The organism is Prevotella veroralis (assembly GCF_018127765.1).
Lineage (GTDB): Bacteria > Bacteroidota > Bacteroidia > Bacteroidales > Bacteroidaceae > Prevotella > Prevotella veroralis.
Genome location: NZ_CP072331.1, coordinates 844271 through 869413 on the forward strand (window position 1 = coordinate 844271; position 25143 = coordinate 869413).

15 protein-coding genes and 1 pseudogene are annotated in these 25143 nt (G+C 43.6%); 6 read left to right on the forward strand and 10 right to left on the reverse strand.

Annotated features, from left to right (window positions below; all coding sequences use genetic code 11):
- Window positions 1-2: 2 nt before the first annotated feature.
- A complete protein-coding gene (gmd, locus tag J5A55_RS11625) occupies window positions 3-1094 on the reverse strand; it encodes a GDP-mannose 4,6-dehydratase (RefSeq protein ID WP_004382137.1) in 1092 nt (363 codons plus the stop codon).
- A 661-nt stretch (window positions 1095-1755) separates the two neighbouring features.
- A complete protein-coding gene (hcp, locus tag J5A55_RS11630; protein WP_004382134.1) occupies window positions 1756-3408 on the reverse strand; it encodes a hydroxylamine reductase in 1653 nt (550 codons plus the stop codon).
- 375 nt (window positions 3409-3783) lie between these two features.
- Here hcp and J5A55_RS11635 point away from each other — a divergent pair, with 375 nt between their 5' ends.
- Window positions 3784-4242 carry a helix-turn-helix domain-containing protein gene (locus tag J5A55_RS11635; RefSeq protein ID WP_004382133.1) on the forward strand — a complete coding sequence of 153 codons (459 nt, stop codon included), beginning with the start codon at window positions 3784-3786 and terminating at the stop codon, window positions 4240-4242.
- Between the two features lie 26 nt (window positions 4243-4268).
- On the forward strand, window positions 4269-6374 hold the full coding sequence (locus J5A55_RS11640) for a dipeptidyl-peptidase 3 family protein (protein WP_004382132.1): 2106 nt from the start codon (window positions 4269-4271) through the stop codon (window positions 6372-6374).
- 613 nt (window positions 6375-6987) lie between these two features.
- Here J5A55_RS11640 and J5A55_RS11645 read toward each other — a convergent pair.
- Window positions 6988-7179, reverse strand: a complete 192-nt coding sequence (locus J5A55_RS11645) for a hypothetical protein (protein ID WP_004382129.1) — start codon at window positions 7177-7179, stop codon at window positions 6988-6990.
- Between the two features lie 312 nt (window positions 7180-7491).
- Between J5A55_RS11645 and J5A55_RS11650 the strand changes: the two genes are divergently transcribed.
- The 3 genes from J5A55_RS11650 to J5A55_RS11660 all read left to right on the forward strand — a co-directional run bounded on the left by J5A55_RS11650 (window position 7492) and on the right by J5A55_RS11660 (window position 9971).
- Complete coding sequence (locus tag J5A55_RS11650) at window positions 7492-8529, forward strand: hypothetical protein (RefSeq protein ID WP_004382128.1); 1038 nt, start codon at window positions 7492-7494, stop codon at window positions 8527-8529.
- 3 nt (window positions 8530-8532) lie between these two features.
- Window positions 8533-9228: an HAD family hydrolase gene (locus tag J5A55_RS11655; protein ID WP_004382127.1), complete on the forward strand. Its 696-nt coding sequence runs from the start codon at window positions 8533-8535 to the stop codon at window positions 9226-9228.
- Window positions 9229-9296: 68 nt separating this feature from the next.
- Window positions 9297-9971, forward strand: a complete 675-nt coding sequence (locus J5A55_RS11660; RefSeq protein ID WP_004382126.1) for a phosphatase PAP2 family protein — start codon at window positions 9297-9299, stop codon at window positions 9969-9971.
- Between the two features lie 33 nt (window positions 9972-10004).
- On the opposite strand, the gene J5A55_RS11665 is transcribed toward J5A55_RS11660, so the two are convergent.
- Entirely contained in the window at window positions 10005-11426 is a 1422-nt protein-coding gene (locus tag J5A55_RS11665) for a PepSY-associated TM helix domain-containing protein (protein ID WP_004382125.1), read from the reverse strand.
- Between the two features lie 159 nt (window positions 11427-11585).
- Between J5A55_RS11665 and J5A55_RS11670 the strand changes: the two genes are divergently transcribed.
- Entirely contained in the window at window positions 11586-12017 is a 432-nt protein-coding gene (locus J5A55_RS11670; protein ID WP_004382124.1) for a hypothetical protein, read from the forward strand.
- 409 nt (window positions 12018-12426) lie between these two features.
- Here the strand turns inward: J5A55_RS11670 and J5A55_RS11675 are convergent, their stop codons facing one another.
- From J5A55_RS11675 to J5A55_RS11700, 6 genes and pseudogenes are all read right to left on the reverse strand, one after another.
- Window positions 12427-14928 carry a zinc-dependent metalloprotease gene (locus J5A55_RS11675; RefSeq protein ID WP_004382122.1) on the reverse strand — a complete coding sequence of 834 codons (2502 nt, stop codon included), beginning with the start codon at window positions 14926-14928 and terminating at the stop codon, window positions 12427-12429.
- A 73-nt stretch (window positions 14929-15001) separates the two neighbouring features.
- Entirely contained in the window at window positions 15002-15691 is a 690-nt protein-coding gene (locus tag J5A55_RS11680; RefSeq protein WP_004382121.1) for a peptidylprolyl isomerase, read from the reverse strand.
- A 17-nt stretch (window positions 15692-15708) separates the two neighbouring features.
- Window positions 15709-18123, reverse strand: a complete 2415-nt coding sequence (gene tamL / locus J5A55_RS11685; protein WP_004382120.1) for a translocation and assembly module lipoprotein TamL — start codon at window positions 18121-18123, stop codon at window positions 15709-15711.
- Window positions 18110-23236 carry a translocation/assembly module TamB domain-containing protein gene (locus J5A55_RS11690; RefSeq protein WP_004382119.1) on the reverse strand — a complete coding sequence of 1709 codons (5127 nt, stop codon included), beginning with the start codon at window positions 23234-23236 and terminating at the stop codon, window positions 18110-18112. The genes tamL and J5A55_RS11690 overlap by 14 nt, the downstream gene beginning before the upstream one ends.
- Before the next feature lie 492 nt (window positions 23237-23728).
- A pseudogene (locus tag J5A55_RS11695) lies at window positions 23729-23818 on the reverse strand (low molecular weight protein-tyrosine-phosphatase); the annotation flags it as partial.
- Between the two features lie 220 nt (window positions 23819-24038).
- On the reverse strand, window positions 24039-24515 hold the full coding sequence (locus tag J5A55_RS11700) for a low molecular weight protein-tyrosine-phosphatase (protein ID WP_039850883.1): 477 nt from the start codon (window positions 24513-24515) through the stop codon (window positions 24039-24041).
- Window positions 24516-25143 lie beyond the last annotated feature (628 nt).

Sequence of the window (25143 nt, forward strand, 5' to 3'; positions counted from 1 at the left end):
CTTTATTTCACAATACCCTTCTCCAGATATTCTGCTAAGTTTGTTCTAACCTTCTCAGCCGCACCATCCGATGCAACCTTAGCCATATCGTGGTCAACCATGATATTGACAAGTTCTTCAAAGCTCGTACTATTAGGATTCCATCCCAGCTTAGCTTTCGCCTTGGTAGGGTCACCCCAGAGGTTAACAACGTCTGTTGGACGATAGAAGTCAGGGCTAACTTCAATCAAGACATTACCAGTTGCCTTGTCAATACCTTTCTCATTCATACCTTCACCCTTAAACTCCAATTCAATACCAACACGTTTAAAAGCATGATAACAGAACTCCCTAACACTGTGTTGAACGCCCGTTGCGATAACAAAGTCGTCTGGTTCTTCCTGTTGCAAGATAAGCCACATACACTCGACATAGTCCTTTGCATAACCCCAGTCACGTAATGAACTCAGGTTGCCCAGATAGAGCTTCTCCTGTTTACCTTGCTTTATTCTTGCTGCTGCGAGAGTAATCTTTCGAGTCACAAAGGTCTCTCCTCTGCGTTCGCTCTCATGGTTGAAAAGGATGCCAGAGCAGCAGTACATGTTATAAGCCTCTCGATATTCTTTTACAATCCAGAAGCCATATTGCTTTGCTACAGCGTATGGGCTATATGGGTGGAAAGGTGTGTTCTCATTCTGTGGAACTTCCTCTACCTTACCATATAACTCTGATGTTGATGCCTGATAGATTCGACAAGTCTTTGTTAAACCTAACTGGCGAACTGCTTCCAAGATTCGCAACACACCGACAGCATCAACATCTGCAGTGAACTCAGGCGAGTCAAAGCTCACTTGCACGTGGCTTTGTGCAGCGAGATTGTATATCTCGTTGGGGCGAACCTTACCTATAACGCCCAAGATACTCATAGAGTCTCCAAGGTCAGCATAGTGTAAGTGGAAATGAGGATGCCCCTCTAAATGGGCGATTCGTTCACGGAAGTCTACTGATGAACGGCGTATAGTGCCATGAACATCATAACCTTTCTTGAGTAAAAATTCTGCTAAATAAGAACCATCTTGACCAGTGATTCCTGTGATAAGAGCTGTTTTTTGCATTGTTTCTAATTATTATCTGTTATTTTGTCGTAAGTCGTTATGTCATCACTTACCAATCTACAAAGATACAAATTATTATTAATAATCAAAGTTTTCAACGGGTATATTCTTTAGAATTATGCGTTAACAGTTTTGGATTTAACCCATGTTTGGGTGTAAAGAGCCATGTGATCGAACTATACAGTATATAGCTCTAAAAGTACTTTTAATTTACTTAATCCGTGGAAAATCATTCGTATATCAAGCATACAAAATCCCTAATTTAGTTTTAATTATAGTTGCTGTCATTTTTAACATTTATGGTAATGACTTGTTCTTCAGTAGATTAAAAGCTATAAAGGAATGATAGGAGTGACAGCAACCAGCATCTTCTCTTTTTTATATAGTCTAACACTCTTCTACATCCTTTTGTTTTTAACTTTACAATTAGGATTTAGTTCCTTCTAAATTTATCTATCGAAGAATTATTCGTATATGTTAGTTTTATATAGTCTACGATCTCCCTCAAAACAAATATGTGCTTTCCTTAAATGGAAGAAAGCCTTTCTTGAGTGTGAGAAGAGGCTTCCTTTGATTGCAAGTAAGGCTTTCCTTTAAAACAAAAAGCCTTCTCCTGTAACAGAGAAGGCACATTGTTATCTAATTAAATTAGGTAGAAAAATTATCCAACCATGCTCTTGAGGTCTTCATCAACTGTTGTGATACCACCGAGACCGAAGTTCTCTACCAATACTTTCAGTACGTTTGGTGAAACGAAAGCTGGCAACGTTGGTCCGATATGGATATTCTTTATACCGAGATAGAGTAAGGCTAAGAGAACGATAACAGCCTTCTGCTCATACCATGCAATATTGAATTCGATTGGAAGATCATTGATATCGTTAGCACCGAAAATCTCTTTTAGCTTCATAGCTACGACTGCCCATGAATAAGAGTCATTACATTGACCAGCATCCAATACACGTGGAATACCATTGATGTCGCCAAGATTTAGCTTGTTATACTTGAACTTTGCACAACCACTGGTTAAGATAACTGTGTCCTTTGGAAGGTGACTTGCGAAGTCACGATAGTAGTCGCGGCTCTTCATACGACCATCACAACCACTCATAACAATGAACTTGCGAATAGCACCAGACTTTACAGCATCAACGACCTTATCGGCAAGTGCGAATACTTGTGCATGTGCGAATCCACCGATAATCTCGCCTTGCTCAATAGCTGTTGGTGCTTTACAAGTTTTGGCAATCTCGATAACTTCAGAGAAATCTTTGTGTCCGTTTACATCAGCAGTGATATGTTTCCAACCTGGATAACCTGTTGCATTAGTTGTGAAGACACGATCCTTGTAGTTTGCCTTTGGTGAAGGAGGAACGATACAGTTCGTTGTGAAGACAATAGGACCATTGAAGGTCTCGAACTCTTCCTTCTGTTTCCACCATGCGTTACCATAGTTACCAACAAGATGCTTGTACTTCTTCAACTGTGGATAATAGTGTGCTGGCAACATTTCACCATGGGTGTAAACGTCGATACCAGTACCCTCTGTCTGCTCCAACAATTGCTCAATATCCTTCAAGTCGTGACCAGAAATGAGGATTCCAGGACGATTACCAGTACCGATGTTAACCTTTGTCAACTCTGGATTACCATATGCCTGTGTGTTTGCCTTATCGAGTAGAGCCATCGCATCAACACCATATTTACCAGTCTCCATAACGGTTGCGAGCAAGGTTTCCATATCAGCGTTTGGGTTGGAAACAATGCCTAATGCCTTCTCCATAAAGGCGATGATCTCGTCGTTGCGTTCGTCGAGGCGTGATGCATGCTCATAATATGCAGCCATACCTTTCAAGCCTAATACGGTCAATTCCTTTAGTGAACGAAGGTCTTCATTCTCGGTACGTAACACTCCTTCTCGATTTCCTTCGGCTTCATAATCAGCCTTTTCTCCACCCCACTTAATCTCTTGGTAATCAGGGAGGGTAATATTCTTTGAAGCTGCAAGATCGAGTAACTCACGTTTCAATTGTACACCTTTATCCACTTTAGCTAATATTGCTTGGTCATCGAAGTTAGCATTGGTGATGGTAACAAAGAGTGAGTCAACGATATAGTCACCTACTTCCTGACTTGTCTCAACACCTGCTTTGCGAAGTGAATCAGCGATAGTTCCAATACCACGAGTCACTGCGAGTAATAAATCTTGCCAACGACTTGTATCTGCCTTTTTACCACACACACCTTGAATAGTACATCCTGTGCCTTTTGCTGTTTCCTGACATTGGAAACAAAACATCTTGTTCTCTGCCATTTTAAATTATTTCTATGTAATGTTTTAATTTCGTTTTCGGCTGCAAAAATATAGACTAAATCATGGCTATAAGGTAACATTTGTGACTTTGCAAGGTTAAAGTATATTAAATGTTAATCGTTTCTAATATCCTGTATAAGACTTGTTAAGTGTAAAAAAGAACATTAACAAGGATAAAGATAAAGTCCCTATTATACAAAGGTATGAGTTATGTGCATGTAAATATTTAGCTCTTTACAAATGAAGGGACAATTATGGTAATCGGAAAAACAACAACTAACAGATATTAAAAATTATACATAGCACTTGACAATATTAATTAATTATGCTATATTTGCATTGTAATAACATATTGGTAACTAAAAATCCACGGTTATGGCTAAGTATAATTTAACTGAAAAAAAGGAGAAGATGGCCGCGTACCGTAGTTTGGTAAGTCCGCAATTGATGGATGAACTTAAGGAGAAAATTCTGAATATCATTCTAATCCAGCAGCGTTACAAAGATAAGAATTATTCTGCGAAACAACTGGCTGAGGACTTAGGAACTAACACGCGTTACATCTCTGCAGTAGTAAATGTAAGGTTTCACATGAACTATACATCGTTCGTTAACAAGTTCCGAATCGAGGAAGCAATGGCCTTACTAGTTGACAAACGCTATCAGGATCTCAATATGGAGGATATCAGTGACATGGTTGGCTTCTCTAATAGACAGTCTTTCTATGCATCATTCTATCGTATTAATGGTGTGACTCCACGTGACTATAAGATGCGTCATCTATCACAACATCCTTCAGAAGAGATGCGATTAAAGAAGCCACTAAGGAAGTAATCGGTGGCAAGTATATCATTAAGTCTATGATTGAAAAAGCAGAAGAAGAATTTAATTATCTAGGTGAACATTTTGCCGATATACAAATGTTAAGGTATCGGCTACCCGAGTTTAGAACACTGACACTCAATCAGAAGCAACTCATTTATTGCCTCTCTAAGGCGACACTATTTGGACGTGACATTACGTTTGACCAGTTTGGAAAGTATAATCTCCGCATTCGAAAGATGTTGGAGACTATTTTCGTATATGCTCAAAAGGATAAACTCTCTGGTTGGAAAGGTAATATTGATGGTCAGAGTGATAGAATTTTTAAGCAAAGAAACAAACTTGAGGATGAATTTCAAGGCTTAGAACAATATTTGAAGCAGGTGTGGTTTGCCAATGGTATATACCATCATTATGCTTGTGACAAGTTTGTCCCTTTATTCTCTGAGGACTTTTTGCGTGAAGCTACATTGAGTGTTGATCCCAAGTTGCTTCCACTTAAAGAAGGCGAAAGCGTTGAAGCCATGCTTGATGAGCTTTGCCCGATTATCTTTGACCCTACGGTTTTGCCCAAGCGGGTGGATAAGTCGGATGGTATTGATATAGTTCAAGCATCTGCATGTAACTTCTATGAAGGTGTAAATCAGCATGAAGTAGAGGCGTTCTATGCCCAAATGAAGCTGGATGATGTTAATAATAAGATGTCTGTTAGCGATAGTTTATCGGTTGAACAGACCTCTCCACACCTGTATGGTGCACCCTCCTATGGTCTAAATTCGACCCTTATAAAAGAGAATGGAATCATTCGCGAGGACGTATGGAAGCTATCTGGCAAGTATGGAGCAGCCATTGAGAAGATCGTCTATTGGCTGGAACGTGCAAAGACTTATGCCGAGAATGATCAACAACGCCGTGTTATAAGTCTGCTTATACATTATTATATTACAGGAGACCTGCGTGACTTTGATGCTTACTCGATAGAGTGGCTTAAAGAGCAAGACGGTCGTATTGATTTCATCAACGGTTTTATTGAAGTGTATGGAGACCCCATGGGACTAAAAGGATCATGGGAAGGCATTGTAGAATACAAGGATCTTGAAGCAACGCATCGCACACAAACAATCTCAACAAATGCCCAGTGGTTTGAAGATCATTCCCCCGTTAATCCTATTTTCCGCAAGGCAAAGGTGAAGGGAGTCACTGCGAACGTCATTTGTGCAGCCATGCTTGGTGGTGACGAGTACCCTGCTTCAGCTATTGGAATCAATCTTCCCAATGCCGATTGGATACGTGCGGAGTATGGTTCTAAGAGTGTTACTATCTCCAATCTAACGCATGCTTATGATATGGCAGCTAAGGGTAACGGATTCAAAGAGGAGTTCGTTATCGATGAAGAAACCCGCAAATTGATGGATAAATATGCTGATAAAACGGACAACTTACACACCGATTTGCATGAATGTCTTGGTCACGGAAGTGGTAGGCTGCTCCCTGGAACCGATCCGGATGCGCTGAAGAACTACGGAAACACCATTGAGGAAGCTCGTGCCGACCTCTTCGGACTCTATTATATAGCCGATGATAAGCTCATTGAACTTGGTTTACTCGATGACAAAGAGGCCTACAAAGCCCAGTATTATGGCTATATGATGAACGGACTACTTACTCAGCAGGTACGCATTAAGCCTGGTAAACAGATTGAAGAGTCCCACATGCAGAACCGAGCACTCATTGCTCAATGGGCAATGGAACTAGGTAAAGCGGATAAGGTAATCGAACTGGTCACACGCAAAGATGCAACTACTGGTGAGGAGAAAACCTATGTTCAAATCAATGACTATGCTGCTTTGCGCCGTATCTTTGCACATGAATTAGCCGAGATACAGCGTATTAAGAGCGAAGGCGACTTTGAAGCAGCTCGAAAGCTGGTTGAGCGTTATGCCATCCAATTGGATGCTAACCTCCATGAGGAGGTGCTCCGACGATACAAGCGATTAAATATTGCCCCGTATAAAGGCTTTATTAACCCAGTTCTAAAGCCTATCCGTGATGATAAAGGCAATATAACGGATATTGTTGTAGACTATTCTGAGAGCTATACCGAGCAGATGCTCCGTTATTCAAGAGAATATCAAACGTTATAGAAAAAGTTAGGGATGGAATCAGATAATGTTCCCATCCCTTATTTAATAGGTGTCGCCGTAGAATCCACCCAGCCTCCTCAAAAGGAAAGGGCAGTTAATGTAAGTAGACGTTCTTTCTATATTAACGTGAGTTCGACGAATTCAGAATAATGCAAGCAATTCGTCGAACTCACGTTAATTAAAGTGCCATCATTTGTATATTTGCGGAGATTAATCACTGTTCGTAGGACACTGCTACCCGCGACCTGAACGACTTTATTGAGAAGAAGATCTTACAGAAAGGGTAGTAAGGAAGGACGTAGTACGCCATACGAATTGTAAGTATAGCAGAGATGTTTTACCAGAATTAGTAATAGCCACAATACTCTTTCTCAATCCTAATGCTGCCATTTGATGGTAATCTCTGCCTCGTTATCAATTGAGGCATATTTGTAAGAGAGGTATATCATGTGTCTTATAAACGAAAAAGGATGATTGATAAAGGCTTAAATACCAGAGTTTATTTTAAATTTAAGTTGCTGTCATTTTTAACACTTCGTATAACACCTTTGTAATTAGGAGATTATAACACGATAAGTAGTGATAGGAATGACAGCAAAATGAAAATGCAAGTTTAATAAAAGAAGGTATAAATCAGTGAATGAACCATTAGAGAGGTGGGCTGATTATAAGCGGATTGGGCTGAAGGAGCAAGTAGAGCACTCACCTTCGTGCGAGCTTTGAGCCACAAGTCCATGACTGCTTTGAGGTCAGAAGTAGGGTAGGAGATATTCAGCCGGTGTGCTTCTTTCTTTGCTTCAACCATCAATATGGAGGCGAGGGCGGGGCTTTAAAGTAGGGACAGATACTTTCGTCTGTCCGTAACCCTGCTATAGTTGTGTGCATAAAGTGGGGATTATGGCGGACAGACGAGGGCGTCGGTTCCTACTTGTAGCACTACATTCAACAGAACTAATAACTTGTTTTCTTGTCAACTCGTTACCCCGTTAACTTAAACCTATCATTATTTTGAATGAATAGTACGCCCGTGTGAAATGGATGTGAGCATGAATTAATGAGCATTATGTTTTGAATTATACGATAAAAAATGTACCTTTGCGATTCAAACTATTTGATTATGAAACTAAAAATGATACTTATAGCTGCGTTAAGCATGGCTGTAACGACTGTTTTCGCGCAAAATGTAATGCGTAATCTAAGCCAGTGTGAACGCGTTGCATACAGTGATTTTAAGTCTGTCCACCCCTTCGAATACATCAAGAAGGATAACAACTGGCAATTACTTTACATGCTTCGCACACCGAGTACGGCTAAGGCTTTGCGCAAAGCGGGGCTTACTTTCAATGATGAGCAACTCACTTACTTAGAGAAAGCAGGGATGGTAAAGCAGGTGGAAAGTAATAAATGGCAAACCACCTTACCTATCTTTGACATCGAACAAACGGCTGCGCTTCGTCAATTAAGTCGATCTATTGCAACAGACGTGATGGACAAGTCGGAGGGTGATTACCGACAGCTTGTTACTGAATTAGGCAAGAGTAATTTTGCTGATAACGCTTTTAGCATTGCTTTTTCCTATATGCTTGATGGCTTAGCATGGGATGCGATAGCACCAGATAGATATAAATTGGATAACAAAGCAGACTGGAAAGGAGTGGTTTGGATACTTTGTGAACCAAGAAAGAAAACTCAGTTCGGCACTAACAGCTATGGTCCTATACAAGAAACATGGACAAGAACGAGCCTTAAAAATGCCCCACAACATGCTGACTTAATGCCTTTAGCACAATGCCTACTCGATAATGAGGAGTTGAAAGATGCCACTGTTATCGACCACCTAAAGCCTTACGGCATTGTTAATGAGGCTGGGAAGTTACAGATACCAGTAATTGACAGGGAGAAACAAGATGCTGTCAACAATCTTTGTCATCGATTGTCTGCGAGCTTAGCTTCAGCCGTTAAGGATAATATCACACGTGCTCAAGCGATTACAAAGATTGATGATAAGCGCACTTCCATCGTCCTCTTTCATGAAATAATGTGGGATACTATCGACCTTTTACAGGCTCGCAACCTTGTAAAAGTCCCCGAGGTATTAACGAATGAGGCGGCTCCTAAGGAACAGTTCCGCAATGTTATGTTCGTAATTGAATAGACGATGAGGGATATATCACTGATTGCTTTCGATGCTGATGACACCCTTTGGGAATGTCAAACTTACTTTGCTTCAGTGGAGAAAGATTATTGTGACTTATTGAAACACTATGCTCCTGCCGGAGACATATCGCAGGCTTTGTTTGCGACAGAGACCGCCAACATGGAGTTGTTGGGCTATGGTAGTAAGGCGTTCATCCTCTCCTTGCTCGAAAACGCTACACACGTAAGTGACGGGAAACTGACTTCTGCGGAAGTAGCAGCCATCATCAAGATGGGAAAATCGCTCTTGCAACTACCAGGCAAGCCGCTTGAAGGAGTAGAAGAAACCTTGCAGGAGCTACGCAAATCGGGCTTATATAAGATGGTAGTGTTTACTAAAGGCGAGCTATTAGACCAAGAGTCTAAGTTCAAACGATCGGGTTTGAGAGATTGTTTCGACGATATTGTCGTGGTGTCGGATAAGACTCCTGCAGCTTACGAAAGACTTTGTAAGCAATATGGAATCGGCATCGAGCAGCTCTTAATGGTGGGTAATTCGTTCAAATCGGACGTTGAGCCAGTGCTAAAACTTGGTGGTTGGGCTGCCCATATACCCTTTCCTACTGTCTGGCAACACGAAGTTGTCGATGAATATGAGCATCCTCATCTTTTGAAGATGAAGTCATTTAGCGAACTGGAAACGCTCGTTAATGGATGAAATCAGCATTAGAAAGAATACAGATAATAGATAACAGAGATTAAGAATATAACTAATCTACAGCCAAAATGAAAGAAGTTTTCATTGAAAATATCCTCAATTATGATCAACATGCCCTATTGGCAGTGAACAGCTTACACAATCCTTATTGGGACTTGTTTATGGTTTCCGTTAGTGGAAAGCTCATCTGGCTACCCTTGTATGTGTTGATTCTTGTGTTGCTCATACGTAATTTCACTTTCAAGGCAGTGTTTTTTAGTCTGTTGGCAATCGGTGTAATGATACTCATAACAGACACTCTAACAGCGCAGTGGATACGTCCGATGATAGGAAGGATGCGTCCAAGTAACCTTAACTGTCCGATTGGTCATTTGGTACATGTCGTTAATAATTATCGAGGTGGGGCTTACGGCTTCCCCTCCAATCATGCTGGTAATTGCTTCGGGTTGGCGTTCTTCATCTGTTTCCTGCTTCGGAAGCGATGGTTGTCGGTGTTTATGATAGGGTGGGCAACGGTAGTTTGCTATTCAAGGATGTATCTTGGCGTGCATTACCCAGGTGATATTCTTGGCGGATTAACTTTTGCTTTGATTGGTTCTGCACTCGTTTATCGCACCTTATTATATGTAGAAGGTCCTTATCATAGCCGTCAGCTCAAGGGGACGCTCTTACCTGTTTGGGTGGGCTTAGGCATATTTGCTTATATTACTGTTGCCTCCTTGGTAATGTATATGATGGCTTAGACCATTCGAGCAAATCGTATGCTCGAATAGTCTTTATAGTTTCTTCCCTGATACCAAGACGATTACTAAAAGAATACCCATAACAAAGATGAAGGCAAAGGAACCAATACTTCCCATGTAGATACGCCCTGTATGCACCTCCAATGCCGCGTTCCAAAGCGACATGGGACGGTCTTCTAAGTCGGAAGGTTGGGCTGGGAAAGGTGTACCAGTGAAGTAATCAGCCCAACAGAGATGCCCTTTAAAATCTGAACTATAGCCTGATATGGTTTGTCCTGTTGGTGCTGTGCCTGGTACGAGGACTCCTGTATACAAGGAGGCATCGCATGGTTCAATATAATTTGTTTGTCTATTCCATCGGTAGAGACCATCAAACGAACCCACAAGCCACGTCCCCGTCGATTCATGTTGCCATACATTTTGCCCCATCACACTAACAGGTGGGGTAGTGGTGAGGGCTTTCGGCTGACTTATTAATGATGTCAAGGAATAGAAACCATCGGAGGTTGAAATCATCCAATCGTGTTTTTGGTCGTCATAACGTATCATCCTTAACTTGTCATACCATGCGTTATCACTATTCAAGACCGTTCCCGGCAGTGGACGAGTGCTGTTGGTGGCAAGGAGAATCATAAGAGGTGGACGCAATGCCCAGCCCGTTATTGCGATGAAGAGGGTGAGGAAGAAGGTGTAGATACCCACTTGTTTATGCCACTTAAACATCTTTATACTGCGAGGACGTACCCACAACCAAATTCCAGTGACGCTTAGAAGAATGAGAACAAGGGCTATTGCATCCATAAAGAGCTTTCCCCAAGTACCAAATAAGCCTCCGCAATGCAAGAGCCAAAGCTGTTTAAAGAGGCTAACATTGCCATCGTAACCTGCAGGAGCATGTAGTTGAAGACGTTGGAAATGGTTATATGGAGCGGAGGAGATGTATAGATACGATCTACTAAGCACTACCAAGGTGTCACCACGCATACTTATATCCGATAAGAGTTCGTCATCATCCGTTTTCGGGAGGCTCACTTGCTGCCAAGTATTGTGTTCCTTCAATCGGTATAAGCCCATGATTCCAGCGGCAAAGAGTTCGCCTTGTGGAGTTTGTACTACTCCCCTTATCTGTCGGTAGTCGGCTCCTGCGGGTAAACCATTGTTAAATTCGGTAATAGAAGAAGCTGTGCTATCGGTTAAGAAAAAGCCAGCAGCACCATAAATAAGCACTTTCTCGCTCTTTGACAGTCGATCTTTATAACGTAAAGTACCCCGTAATAAGCCATTGTTCCAACGCTTGAAAGAATAAGAGGAAGGCAAGAATTTCCTACTGACAGATAGGTTTGCAAAGGTGCTGCGATGGTTGAGAATGATGCCAGAGAGGCTGAACATGATGACAAAAAAGCAAATAATAAGTCCTAACCACTTATGGTACTTGTGCCATGTCTTGCGTTTCATTGATTACTATTGATTAGTGAGATGTAATTAAAAAGAGTATATCTTTAAGTCTGCAAACTTACATAAAAAAGAGGAATAATCGGTATTTTCCATTGCTAACTTTGCTTGTTATGATTGAAAAAGCGTACTTTTGCATTCATTGATAAACGTATATACTCAATGATAAAGAAATTAACAGCGGTTTCAATAATGGCTTCTTTTCTCCTTTGCGCTTGTGGGCACGGACAGAAGGAGGCTAAGTCTACGGAAATCGAAAAGACTATTGACACACTAAAAGAGAGTTCCGATAAGGGTAACAAGAATGTTCAAGCAATCAATGCAAGTAATGCCGGCTTTAGAGAGGTGGGTGAGGTGAAAGTGAGAATCACCACCCCTTGCTTCGGAGTGCACAATGCTGACGACCTTGATATGCTCCCTCGACTTGACGAGGTGACGCGTAAAGACTCCTCATTGATCGCTAAGCTCAATGCTGGGGACGTCTTTATCTTGCAAAGAGGGGAACAAGGTATCAAGGAGATAGAGACAGAAACGAAGGCACTTGTTAGTTTCCAAGTAGGAAAACTATGGATATGGAAGTCGGCTATCAAGTAATTGCTTGTTAAGTATTAACACCTTATTACGCTCAAGTAAGTGAATCTCTTTAGTTGAACAAAACGATACTGAAATCTATATCATATAGGTTAGAATGACCGAGGATATGGGCTGAAAAGATATCACCAAAGGCTTTCGCAAACCACATGGGACGAACTTATGACATCTATAGAATCGTTAAATTAAATTTAAAAGTTCAATATTCTATAGGGTAGTAGTAGACAGGTTGGTGTGTAAAGAAGTTGTGTCTCGTTAGCTGCGAACAAAAGACTGCAAACAAAGAAACGCCCTTCTCCATTGGAAGAGGGCGTTTCCTTGATGTGAGAAGAGGCTCTCCTTGATGCAAAGAAACGCCCTCTTCACTCCGTTAGGTACATCCCCTCCAGTGGAGAGGATTGAAGAGACTTCCTTACTTCACGCTATTCTGCCGTTCACGAATCAGTTTTATCTGGCGCAGAATGTCGTTGTAATGCAGGAGATTGAGGTCTGTGCTGATGGCAGCCTGCGCCTTGCAATACTTCTCGATAGTATCAAGCTGCTGTCCAAGATACAGCGATATATCTGACGGACGAGCGCGGTCTATAGCTATGGACTTATCTTTCTCCTCTTGATTAAGGAATGTATCGAGCTGCTTGATATAGGTACGCTCCAACAAACGACGTGTACGAACTTTCACGTCATTAGTCGATGTCAAGGGTTGCCAAACAGCCTTGAATACATCGTTCAAATAGTCCTTGACCTGATAAGCACCAGCCGCAAATTGATCCTTGTAAATCTTATCTATCAGCGAACCATTCAACAATACCTTCAAAACTCGCCCTTGTTGTGCAGCGATCTCATCGACAGCATTTGCTCCAGAAACATCTGTCATCGTTGACGGATAGAGCCAGACTGGAGCATCAAAGAGCTGTCGGGAGAGATAGTTAACAGCGTCTCTTCCCTTTTGTGCAGGTGCCACCTCGTAAGGTTTCTGCCCTGGCATGTTATTGATGTATCGCCCTCCAACGTTCTTAAGAACGTGGTTTGTGTATCGATTGAACTGACTGATAACACTCTTCCACATCTCTATCCTGTCCTCGTATCTATCGTTAGTTTGATGCGTCCATGTAGGTAAGGCGACTATGATGCGCTTAAGGTTCTTAATGCCATACTCACTCGCTTTCACATTGTCATCACCCAAGTCTTCAGTCTGCGCACGTGGGTCTTCGTTCTTACCCTCGCCTCCGAACCATAGGCGCGGATTAGTTGCCAAGACCTTAGAAGTCTCTGTTAACAACCCTTCCTTCTCGTCTATCTCGTCCTTAAACTCAGGTCTGTACTGATAGCCCCAACGTATTGCCCACTTGTCATAGTCATTTATTCGTGGGAAAAGACCACGTTCGGAGATATGATCCTCGGGCTGAGCTACGTAATTGAAGCGGGCATAGTCCATGATACTTGCAGTGTGTCCGTGCTCCTCAACCCACTTCTTATCACGCAACTTCTCCACTGGTGTGGCGTGACTGGCACCCATGTTGTGACGCAAACCGAGTGTATGTCCGACCTCATGGCTCGATACGAAGCGTATCAATTCACCCATAAGTCGGTCGTCCATGTGCATTGTCTGTGCTCGTTTGTCAAGTGGCCCGCATTGCGTCATGTACCACTTTGTCAATAGATTCATCACATTGTGATACCAACAAATATGACTTTCGATGGTCTCTCCACTGCGAGGATCGACAATGTGGGGGCCGTATGCGTTTTCAATCTCAGCTGGTAAGTAACGCAAAACATTGTAACGTGCATCGTCAACACTCATCATTGAATCATCTTCCGGCCAATCCCTTGCTTGGATGGCATGCTTGAATCCAGCCGCTTCGAAGGCTACATTCCAATCCTCAATACCCTGTTTTAGATAAGAAACCCACTTCTTTGGCGTTGCAGGATCTATATAGAAAACGATGGGCTTAATCGGTTCTGTGAGTTTGCCTCGGGCGTAGGCTTTCTTGTCTTTAGGCTCTAAGCGAAAGCGAGAAATGAACTGTTCGCGGTCGGCGCGGGTCTGATCATCACTGAAGATAGTATATCGATTGGTGAAGTAACCAACCCTCGGATCCCATATACGTTTGCGCATTGGAGTCTTAGGAAGTAGTACTATACTCGTGTTCAGGCCGATGGTCATGGCTCCAGTTGATGATGCCGGAGCGGAAGAAGGAGTACTACTATAGGTGCGTGTTGTGGCTATTTCGGCATTGATCGGATAGACCTTCATCGTGTCAATAAAGGTTCTGTCGGACTGCAGCGAACCGATTTTCAGTTGTTTAGCAGCATTCTGCGGAATACTGACGACACCATTATCCTTGATGAATAAGGGGGTCACTTCGATGAGCTGGTTATTAGTCTTCTTGTTGCGACCAATTACTTTGAACGAGGCGATGATAGGGTCGGCAGTGGAGGCTTTGAGCGTTCGGGATATGCGACTCTTTGGGTCTGCTTCCTGTGAAAGAACGTATGCGCGGAGGTTAATAGTCTTATTGTCGCGTTGCTCGAAATAGAGGGTCTGTTGGTTAATAGCCTCTCCCGAGAACTTGCCGAAGCTCTGTGGTACGGCGGTGAAACGCGTTACAGCCAATAGATAACGACCCAGAATGGAGTCTGGGAGTTCGAAATACCACTTGTCTTCGATATGCCTTATCGTGAAGAGACCATCGTGTACACTACCGCCTTTCTTCATTAGTTGTTCGTAAGAAGAGGGCTTCTCCTTATCCTTGCCATCTTTCTTATCATTACTATCATTCGTCTTTGCTGCTACTGATTGTGTGTCCGTAGAATCGTTAACAGCATAATATATATACCTGCTGTGGGCTACTCCCGTGCCAGAAGCAAGTAGGAGAGCAACCAAGCAACCTATTAGTTTCTTATTGATTACCATTTTCTGTTTTACACCTTATTATATATAGGCAATGGCAAGGTGCTAAAAACGACCTTACCATTACATCATCACTTTACTTCAAAACAATTGCCTTGCGAATACGGAGGTCTGTCGTTGGACGGTCGTTATCGTCTACGGGCTGTCGTTGTATTCGATCAACAACATCCAAACCATCGACTACTTGACCGAAAACAGTATATTGTCCATCGAGGTGAGGAGAGCCTCCCTCGGTCTTATATAACTGACGAACTGCAGGCGACATCCTCACTGTTCCACCTGTATGAGCATCCAGTCTCTCTTGCGCCCAATCGAGTTGCTTGTCCGTAAAACGTACACCCCAAACGATGTAGAACTGCGTTGATGACGACTTACGTTGTGGGTTTACATCATCGCTTTCACGCGCTGCTGCGACTGCACCTCGGCGGTGCAACAACTCGGGATAATGTATCTCAGCAGGTAGAGAATAGCGTTCCGGCGTATCACCAAGAGCCTGTCCCGGCTTGGCATTCTTCGATCCCATGTCACCAGTCTGCACCATGAAGTCCTTGATAACACGGTGGAATAGCACCCCATCATAGGCTCCGCTGCGTACTAACTTGAGGAAGTTATCACGGTGTAGAGGTGTTTCGTTAAAGAGTTGGATACGTATATTTCCACTGTCAGTCTCTAAGAGCACCTCATGGCGAGGGGCTTCTGCGCTTTCCTGTGCATGGCTTGTCACAATAGAAGCAACCATTAGTAATAATAAAAAAAGTCTTTTCATATATTCTTAGAAATAGTTTAGAAGGGCAGACCAATAGCCAGATGGAGGGTCTGGGCATCCTTGAATTTAGCTATGTTATATAGTCCTCTCTTGCCCGTGTTATAGGGTACATGCAGTCCAACTCCCCAATCGATACGTAGCATGAAGTAGCCTATATCATATCGAAGACCCACCCCTGTGCCTAATGCCATTTGCTTAAAAGCATTCTTAAAGACGAATTGTCCACCTTCACGAGCCGTATCGTGATGTAGTGTCCACACGTTTCCTGCATCGAGGAAGACAGCCCCATAGAGTGAACCAAGCAGGTGGGGACGGTATTCGAGGTTCATTTGGAGTTTCAAGTCACCTGTTTGTTCAACGTAGGAACGGCTTCGGAAGGATGAACGATAGCTTCCGGGACCTATCTGTCGGGCGTTGAATGCACGAATACTATTGGCTCCTCCAACGAAAAACTGTTCTGTGTAAGGAGTTACCTTGCTATTGCCATAAGCCCAGACTGCACCAGTGTTGGCATGAAAAGCAATACTGCTCTTTTCTGCCAAAGCCCATATTTTAGTGAAGTTAAGCTCTACTTTAAAGAATTGAGCAAATGGATTCTTAAAGAGTTGTTTATTCTTTTCACTCCAGCGATGCCCTGTTACAGCATAAGAAGCAGCTAAAAGGTTGGATGCCTCACTAACTGTTGCCCAGAACTTGATGGGGTTTCGATAGTTAAAAGGGCTCGTATGGGTATATTGGAACAGCATTTTTGGTATGAACTGATCCGCCATTGAGACTTCAAGATAGGGGAGGCTTGCTATTAAGGTGCGGTAACGATTGGTCACCTTGTGCATATATTCGTATGTTAGAGAGAGTGGAGAATAAGAGAAACTATTGCGTTCATTAGGCTGCCATTGGTACGTTAGCTCTCCAGAAACTACATGTCTCTTAAAGTACTTAGCGCGGTTTAGCACATCAACTGATGCCTTTAGGGTTGTTGTTGGAGTAGTATAGTAAGTGCGGGGAGGCTTCGGAGTATATTCGATGCCCCTTGCTTCAGCCTCAGCAATCTTCTTCTGGATGCGTTCCCACTTCTTTCTTGGAGATAAGACAAAGGGATTTACGAGGCGAGGAATTTGTAGGCTACCCTCAAGACCATAGTTATAATTGCTCACACCAAGCCTATCTTGCCCATTACCATCATTGTTGAACGACCACTCATAAGAGCCATGTGCGCGCAAGTCGAGCTTCTCTCCATTTCGAAAAGCATTGCGCTTGATGAGTCCGATGTTTCCTTCTGGACCATACTGACCGCTTGTCTTGCCTTTCGCATACGCCTCGATATAAAAGTCGTAAGGCTTATCAAAGGTGCAATCAACCGTCATGTCCAATATACTACAACTGTCCGTGCTGTCGCGAGGAGTAAAGGTAAAGTTGGTGGCAGCGAACAATCCGCTACCATTCAACTGTTGTTGACTGCGCTCAACAAGTTCATTATTGTACAAAGAACCCGGCCATACCTTCAGATCATTAGCTATTGTGCGTAGGCGGAGAGGCGTTCGTTTACCATTGTAATTGACAGTTACATCTCGAAAAGACTGTTTATTGTGTAACTGCTCCATGAACTGTCGCTGCAAGTTAATCGTCACTTTCCCTATCTGCCAAGGTCTTAGTGCCTTCGAACTAACCGAGTCCGCCATTTGTAAACGGACGTTAGCTACACCATACACGTTGGTTGTATCGGCCAGATAACTTGCATCGTTATTCTGGTAATAGTAGTATCCGTTGTTCCGAAAGAGGTCTGTTATGCGCTTGCGTTCTTGCTCTAATGTGGCCACATCGAACGCATCGCCCTTATGGAGGAGAGCCTTATCTAAGTTCTTCGTGATGAGACTGTCAGCCACAGGAGGGAAGTTCGTGTACCGCAAACTATCGATCGTCCATAGGTGACCCATGTCCACTGTGTATTGCAACTTACCCTTCTTTGGATTCTTCTGGGTTAGTTTCTCGTAGGTGATCTTACCATTGAAATAACCTCTCTTACGTAGTAGGTTCTGTCCCACAGTGACGCGTAGATCGGGCGTAGTATTGCTCATTAAGACAGGAGTAGACCCAAAGGTACGCACGATCCAACGGCTGAACTTCGTTGTATCTGGTGTAAAGGCATTCCATATCCAAAGCCCTACAGGAAATGGAGAACGATGACTGGGACTACCCAACAAAGCGGCATTTGGTGTTGTTGCAAGCACCAAATCAAGTTCTTCTTGAGTAGCTGCAAAGTGTTTATTTGACTGGTAATTCTTATACAGAGTAGGCTCCATTCCGATGTACAACTGCTCTCCATCGGGGATAGCAGAGGTTGTGCTACATGCCGAAAGGAGTAATAGAAAGGCACTCATCACCGATAGACTTATGAGCGCGAGACGTCCTTTATGATTTTTATCTCTTCTCATTAACAAAATTAATTAAGCTATCCTTGCGTGGTTTCTCTACCTTCGGAACCACTACGGGATCGTCGTTTTTAAAGCGGAAGATGTCTCTAAAGCTCTTTAACTTGCGTCTCCACATGAATCCGGCACCGTATTCACTGAGGTTACCTTCCAACCAGTCGTATGCTTCCCGTTCGTAGTAAAGCTTGAGATACTTGGTTTCCTTCTGGTTAAGACGGTACTCCAACGAGAAGTTATCGAAGTAGGCTCCATTCTCTTCAGAGAACTGTGAGCCCGTAGAAACGCGTCCGCCCATGATGATGCGAAGCCTGTTATTCCACAACCTCTTGCTGAACTTGAACGTATAGTCAGTGTGCAACGTTCCGTTAATGTCTGCTGCACTCTCCATGTTAGCCGATAGGTCGAGTCCCATAGAGTTGAGTGCTTTGCCTGTAATGGCGTTAACTTGGGTCTGCAAGAAGCCCGCTAAGGCACCACCCATCGCTGTATTGGCACTCGTAGACTTATCTCCATCTAAATACATACCCGATGCCAACATCGTTACAGCAAGCTTTGAACGCTCTTCAACACTCTTAGTATTCAGTGTGTTCTGCATTTCTTGATCCTCTGGAGCACTAATGATAAACTGGACACCAGGCTTTGGGAATTGCTTAGAAAGGCTCACTCCACATTTGAAGTCGACGATTCTTCCATCATTACCACTCGATACACTCGTGCGCACATCTTCGGTTGCGACAATACTAAGCGTTGGTTCCATGGGGTCTCCAGTGAACTCTACATAGCTTCCATCTTGTATGTTGAAGGTACGAAGCGGTATAATAGGAAGGGAGTACTTCATCTTTCCGTCATTCAGAGTATAGCGTCCTCTCAATCGCACACCATTAGTTGGGTTATATTCTAATCGTAGATCACCTCCACCCGTAAAGGCTAAGTAGTTGGAATTATCAGCATTGAGTGAGCACATCAGATGAGCCTGTTCGTCAACATTGACAAGCATTGACATCGTGAAACCAGTTATGTCCGGGCGTTTAACAACATCAACAGTTGAATCCTTGAAGTTTGTAAACTGCACAAGATCCTTCAGTTCCGTATCTGTTGCCAAGGTACCATCTCGCACTATATAAGTCATGTCGGAAGTCCCCAGAACATCCAGTTTTCCAACCAAAGTAAGGTTGTTTAACGGTCCACTCATTCGACCTCCAAAGTCTACAAATGCCTTTCCGTAGACCTCAGAACGTGGGTTCTTTCTGGCATTGATAAGCTGGAAGTTCTTTGCTTGCATACGTGTATCAAGGCGCATATTATCCAACGATGAGAAGTCAAGATAGCCTGATATGTCTAACGGCGAACCGTTACTTGCGATCATTTCAAAGTTCTCGAACTCTATATGACTATTACGTATTGTGACTGGATCATCGGCAAATCGCATCTTAATTCCATAAGGGACACTAACCAAGTAAGTCGAATCCAAGTACACCTCCCCATTGATGTTTAACTTGTTCAAAGGTCCTTTTAACGTTAGAGAACCTTCTCCCACGCCATCGAGACCCACGATCTGATCAGGTACAAAACCATTGATGTAATTCAGTGGGAAACGGTTCATTTCCAACGTAGCATCCAACTCTCCCTGTCCTTCTCCACGATATACACCCGACAAGGAGCCCACTCCTTTGCCATCTTGTGTTATAATAGCATCAACGTAATGAGAGCCATCTTCCTTCGGCATATACACGAATTGCGTACCGACGTTACCCATCGGACAATTCTCATAGACCAGTTTATTGATGGTCATATCACTAGAGATTGTGAGGTCAGAGGTCGTTTGCACGATATGATAATCACCATTAAGAATACCAGACATGTTGGGTGAGAAGGGGAGAACCTTAAATAGACTGCCCAGCTCGAATTGGTTCATTGAGATCGTAACATTCTGTAACGAAGTTGTGTCCTCATCCTCTGTTGTTATCGTCATACCAGCTCCGTCTGATGCCAAAAGGCGTAGATTAGCCGATAAGCGATGATCGCGTGCTATATAGATATAGTTCGAGTCGTTCGCTGTAAATGCCTTATAACCTAAGATGGCTTGTGGAGAAGTGATAGAAAGGCGTATGCCCCGACCCACCATCGCAGCCTGCAATGCCAAGTCGAAACCTGTATCTCCCTTGTTATCAAGTATTGTTGCATGTGTTTGTAAGCCGTGTTCATAGAGTACACCACGCAGATGTCCATGATAAGGATAGGTATTATCGGCTTTATTCAGTATGGCGGCATCATAATTCAACTGCCCATCTACACTGGAAAGGTTTACCCTTACGCTATCTAAATGCACATTGTCATAAACCAAGGAGTCAATGTTTATCTTACCATTTACGCCCTCATGCGGTGAAGATGATATGCTGATATCTGCCAAACTAAATGCGTATCCATCCTTCGCAAGCATATTGCTAAACAGATTTCCGCGTCCGCTACGCAACGTGAAATGCCCAGTTGGTAACAAGCGGATGATAGCGGGCTGATCAATACGCCTATGATGAATCTGTTCCCGTAGTGTCTTTACAAGTTGATTTCCCGTCTTTGCCATCTGATCAACACTCCCATTGAATGCCGTATTGAGATGGAAATCACCGCCATCGACGGCTACATGTACCGAATCACGCATACTCGTCAAATCCAGATTGACGTCTCCTGGTGCGTAGGTACGCTTGCTATCGTTCACTTGTAAGTCTCCCAACTTACCATTGAAACGCATATTATCAGCCCCATTCATGCCGAAGTCGGCATTAATAGCAAACTTGCTTGATAGCGGCTTATCGATGACTCCAAGTTGATAGAAGTCCACTTGCGGGAAGAGCCCATTGATGGATCCATCCATCTTAGTGCCTTCCTTCGTTAGATCAAGGTTGAAGCTGCCTCGTGCCAAAGCAACTCTTCCACCCTTCCGAACGTCATCCAGAGCCAAATCAGCTATGTGCCCATTCACTGCAAAGCTATTCTTGAGATCCGACCGAAGCTCCAGATCAGCCCCAGCAGCTACTATGTAGGGTTTATCAATCAGTCCTAAGGCTTTCAAGTTAGCTTCGGTAAGATTGCCATTAAGGTGAGATAACAAACGATTATTGCGTATATCGGCTTTCACATTGAAGTCGCCTGCAGCCAAGAGAGCACTCCGCTTGCGACCTTCCTGCAACACTTTGAACTTACGAACAACACCTTGTACATGGTGATTAGCCTTCATATCCGAACGAACATCCATGTCAGTCCAGGTCGAAACGACGTATCTTTCCGTCATAATGCCCAACGCATGGAGGTCAACACGGCTCAACCAGCCATGCAAATGACCATCAACTAACTTCTGGTTAGCACGTCCTTTATAAGTGAAGTCGCCTCCCAGCATCTTATTCACACTCTTTACGTGTGCCGAAAGTAGGTCTCCATGTTTAGAAATATCGCCATTCAGTCCATCAAGCACATATTTCCCATAACTGAAACGACGAATACGAAGACTTAAATTAGTGGACGATTGCGGACTCATAAAGTCCGTTCCGCGTCCATGCGTACGCACACTTCCCGTGAAAGGCGACAATCCCATGTGTGGTAAGAAGCGTTGTATAGGGAAGTTCGTAGCATCAGCTTCGAGGCGATACAGGCTATTTGAAGGATTAAAAGCACCTTTGACACGAATCTTACCACCTCCTTGTGCCAATGAAATAGAGCCAGAATAAAGGTTTTCCCGTACATGTATATCTCCATCAACAGCCACAGCTCGAGGCAGCGCAATGGTTTTCCGAATACTTGCAGGCAATAGTTTCCGAACGAAACCAAGGTTTTGAGCCACGCCTTTGAGGCGTAAGTCACTGCGTAAAGGCTTGTTCTTTGCCATCATATCAGCCACCCATCCCGTCCCCGTAAGGTCGAAGTAGCCCGGCATAGCAAGTCTCAACCGTTGGAAGGAAGCCGAACGAAGATTGCCTGCAAGGGTTCCCTGTATGGTTAATCGCCCTCCCGGCATCGCCTGATAGATGTTTCGTGGAATGGAAGTAAGGAACGGATGCAAGTCAGCCTTGCTCACATAGCCATCCATGTGGGCGTTAAGTGTACCGGGATGGGCGTCATCAAAGGCATTCATATCCATCCGCAGGCGTCCTGAAAACTCACTATTCGGCATGAGAAGATAAAGGGATGGTAATTGAATAGACGTTGCATCCATCCTAAAGGGGCATCGCAAGTCACGTACCACAAGTCCACTTCGCTCTTTGAAGTTGCCTGCACGCACACGAAGACTTATCTTTGGCGCAGCAAAAAAGAATGAGTCTATACCCAAGTTAACGTCCGTCATAGCGATGTGAGCCGCATCAAAGCCCGCAGCAGCACGCTTGACGAAAGGTTGGTCATAGTTGAATGCACCTCCATGCCAGTCTATGTCCGCCACTTTATATATGTTGTCATGCAAGAGAAGTTCTGTTCCTCGAACCTTAGCATCGCCGAATTGCGCCCGAACAATCATCGTATCGCCCGGCATGTGGAGCTTGAAATCAGTCTTGGCAAGGTTCATCTTGTCTATATTTATGCGCCACAAGGGTTTCTGCTTATGTGGGTCTTCGGGCACAGTGTCGCCCAATGCAACATCAATCCAGCCTCCCTCAATGTCCGCCTTATTCACTCTTACGGAATCACCAACGAGGTTTACGGCATGACTCACAATGTGTAAGCGTTGCAAGTTACCCTTAATTCGTAAGTCACCAATGAAGTTTGTGGTATTAGCCTTCAGTCCTGTGAATGTCAGTTCGTTTACTTCTACACGCTTCTCAAGCAATGGCAATAAGCCAATACTAACCACTAAACGATGTACATCAGCAACTGTATCCTTCTGCGTGGGGATAGAGTCGTTTGCTTTTATCATCTTTAAACCATCCAACTGGAGGTCTAAAGGGTAAGAAAGGTTCACTCGGTCGATACTAACCCGCATCCCCGTGTGATTTGAAACATAGGTAGCAACCTGCTTTACAGCCCAGTTTTGAACAGGGGGACAGTAAAGTAGAACAACCAAGAGGAGGAATAGGACGACCGGAGTTGCTACAATAGCAACCAGCCACCTCATGCTCTTTTTTATATTCATCACGTTAGTCTTGCTAGCGTTCCGTCCATTATCAGTAGTGCTAATAGGCGTTAAGTCTTTTATTACTAATATCTAATTTAAGACTACAAAGTAACAGAAAAAAATTGAATTAACGATAGATAGTAGGCGAAAAATTACATACTTATATCTGAAACAATGCCACAAAGTAGGGACAGACGCCCTCGATTGGAAACCCTTCCCAGCCTCCCCCAAGGGGAGGAGAAGCCTCTCTCCCGTCCCCTCTCCGAATGGAGAGGGGAGTAAATAGTGCTTTTTACATACGAAGATAGTACCACAAAGTAGGGACAGACGCCCTCGTCTGTCCGCATAAATACAGTATTTGAGAGAAAAGGAATATGTCATTAGGACAATATGTCCTTATGTCATTTTGTCTTTAAACCATGTTGAGAAGCGGACAGACGAGGGCGTCTGTCCCTACTTTTGAGCTATGTGTGGGGAATATCCCTTCCTCTTTTAGGGGATTGAGGGAGGCTAAATCAAGCCCTCACAACCATCTTCTATTAAATCCAAAGCTAACTCGAAGTCTTCTGCACCACCATAATAAGGATCCGGAATAGTGCTTTTTGCATACGAAGATAGTACCACAAAGTAGGGACAGACGCCCTCGTCTGTCCGCATAAATACGCTATTTGAGAGAAAAGGAATATGTCATTAGGATAATATGTCCTTATGTCATTTTGTCTTTAAACCATGTTGAAAAGCGGACAGACGAGGGCGTCTGTCCCTACTTTGGAGCTATGTTTGGGGAATATCCCTTCCTCTTTTAGGGGATTGAGGGAGGCTAAATCAAGCCCTCACAACCATCTTCTATTAAATCCAAAGCCAACTCGAAGTCTTCTGCACCACCATAATAAGGATCCGGAACACAGGTTGCATTCTTATGACGAGTGAAGTAATCAGCCATGCAAACGACCTTTCCTCGAGCGGTCGCATCGGGAGCTTGCGACGTAATATACCGATAGTTGTCCTCGTCCATGACCACGATTTGATCGAAATAAGCGAAGTCTTTGCGTGCATCAAACTGCCTTGCATGGTGGTTCACATCGTATCCTCGCCTCTTTCCGTGCTCTCTCATGCGCTTGTCGGGGAGCTGTCCCACATGCCAATCGCCTATCCCTGCCGAGTCAATCTCATACTGATTGCTACAGCCCCGTTTGTCTACTAAATGCTGCATAACGGCATGTGCCGCTGGAGAACGGCATATATTCCCTAAACAAATGAATAATATTCGCTTCTTGTTGTTCGTTGTCTTGCACATAGTTGTTACCTTTCTTTATTGTTATATCATTTTCCGACACATTGTGAATAGTATCTATCGTAACGCGTCTGACTAATACTTTTGAGTCGACAAAGTAACGAAAAAAAACTGAGATAAGCGTTATTTTTATTGAGATAATTACATATTTTTGATAGGTAAAGTTAATCATGAACACTTTAAGTGTAAGTAGTTAATAATCAAGAAGAATACTCAAAGTATAGACAGATACCATCGGTTGGAAACCCCACCCAGCCTCCCCTAAGGGGAGGAGAAGCCTCACCCCCGTCCCCTCTCCGAATGGAGAGGGGGGTAAATAGTGCTTTTTGCATACGAAGATAGTACCACAAGTAGGGACAGACGCCCTCGTCTGTCCGTCTCGCATTGCGGTTTTAAGACAGAAAGCATAAGGACATATTGTCCTAATGACATATTCTTTCTATCAAAAATATCCAACTTGGGCGGACAGACGAGGGCGTCTGTCCCTACTTTGTGGCATCCTCTTGATTTGAAGAGGGCGTTTCCTTGATTCAAAGAGAGGCTTTCTTCACATCGAAGAAACGCCCTCTTCAAATGGAGAAGGGCGTCTCTTTCTTTGTCACCTTTGGTTCGGTGCTATTAGATGAGTGCT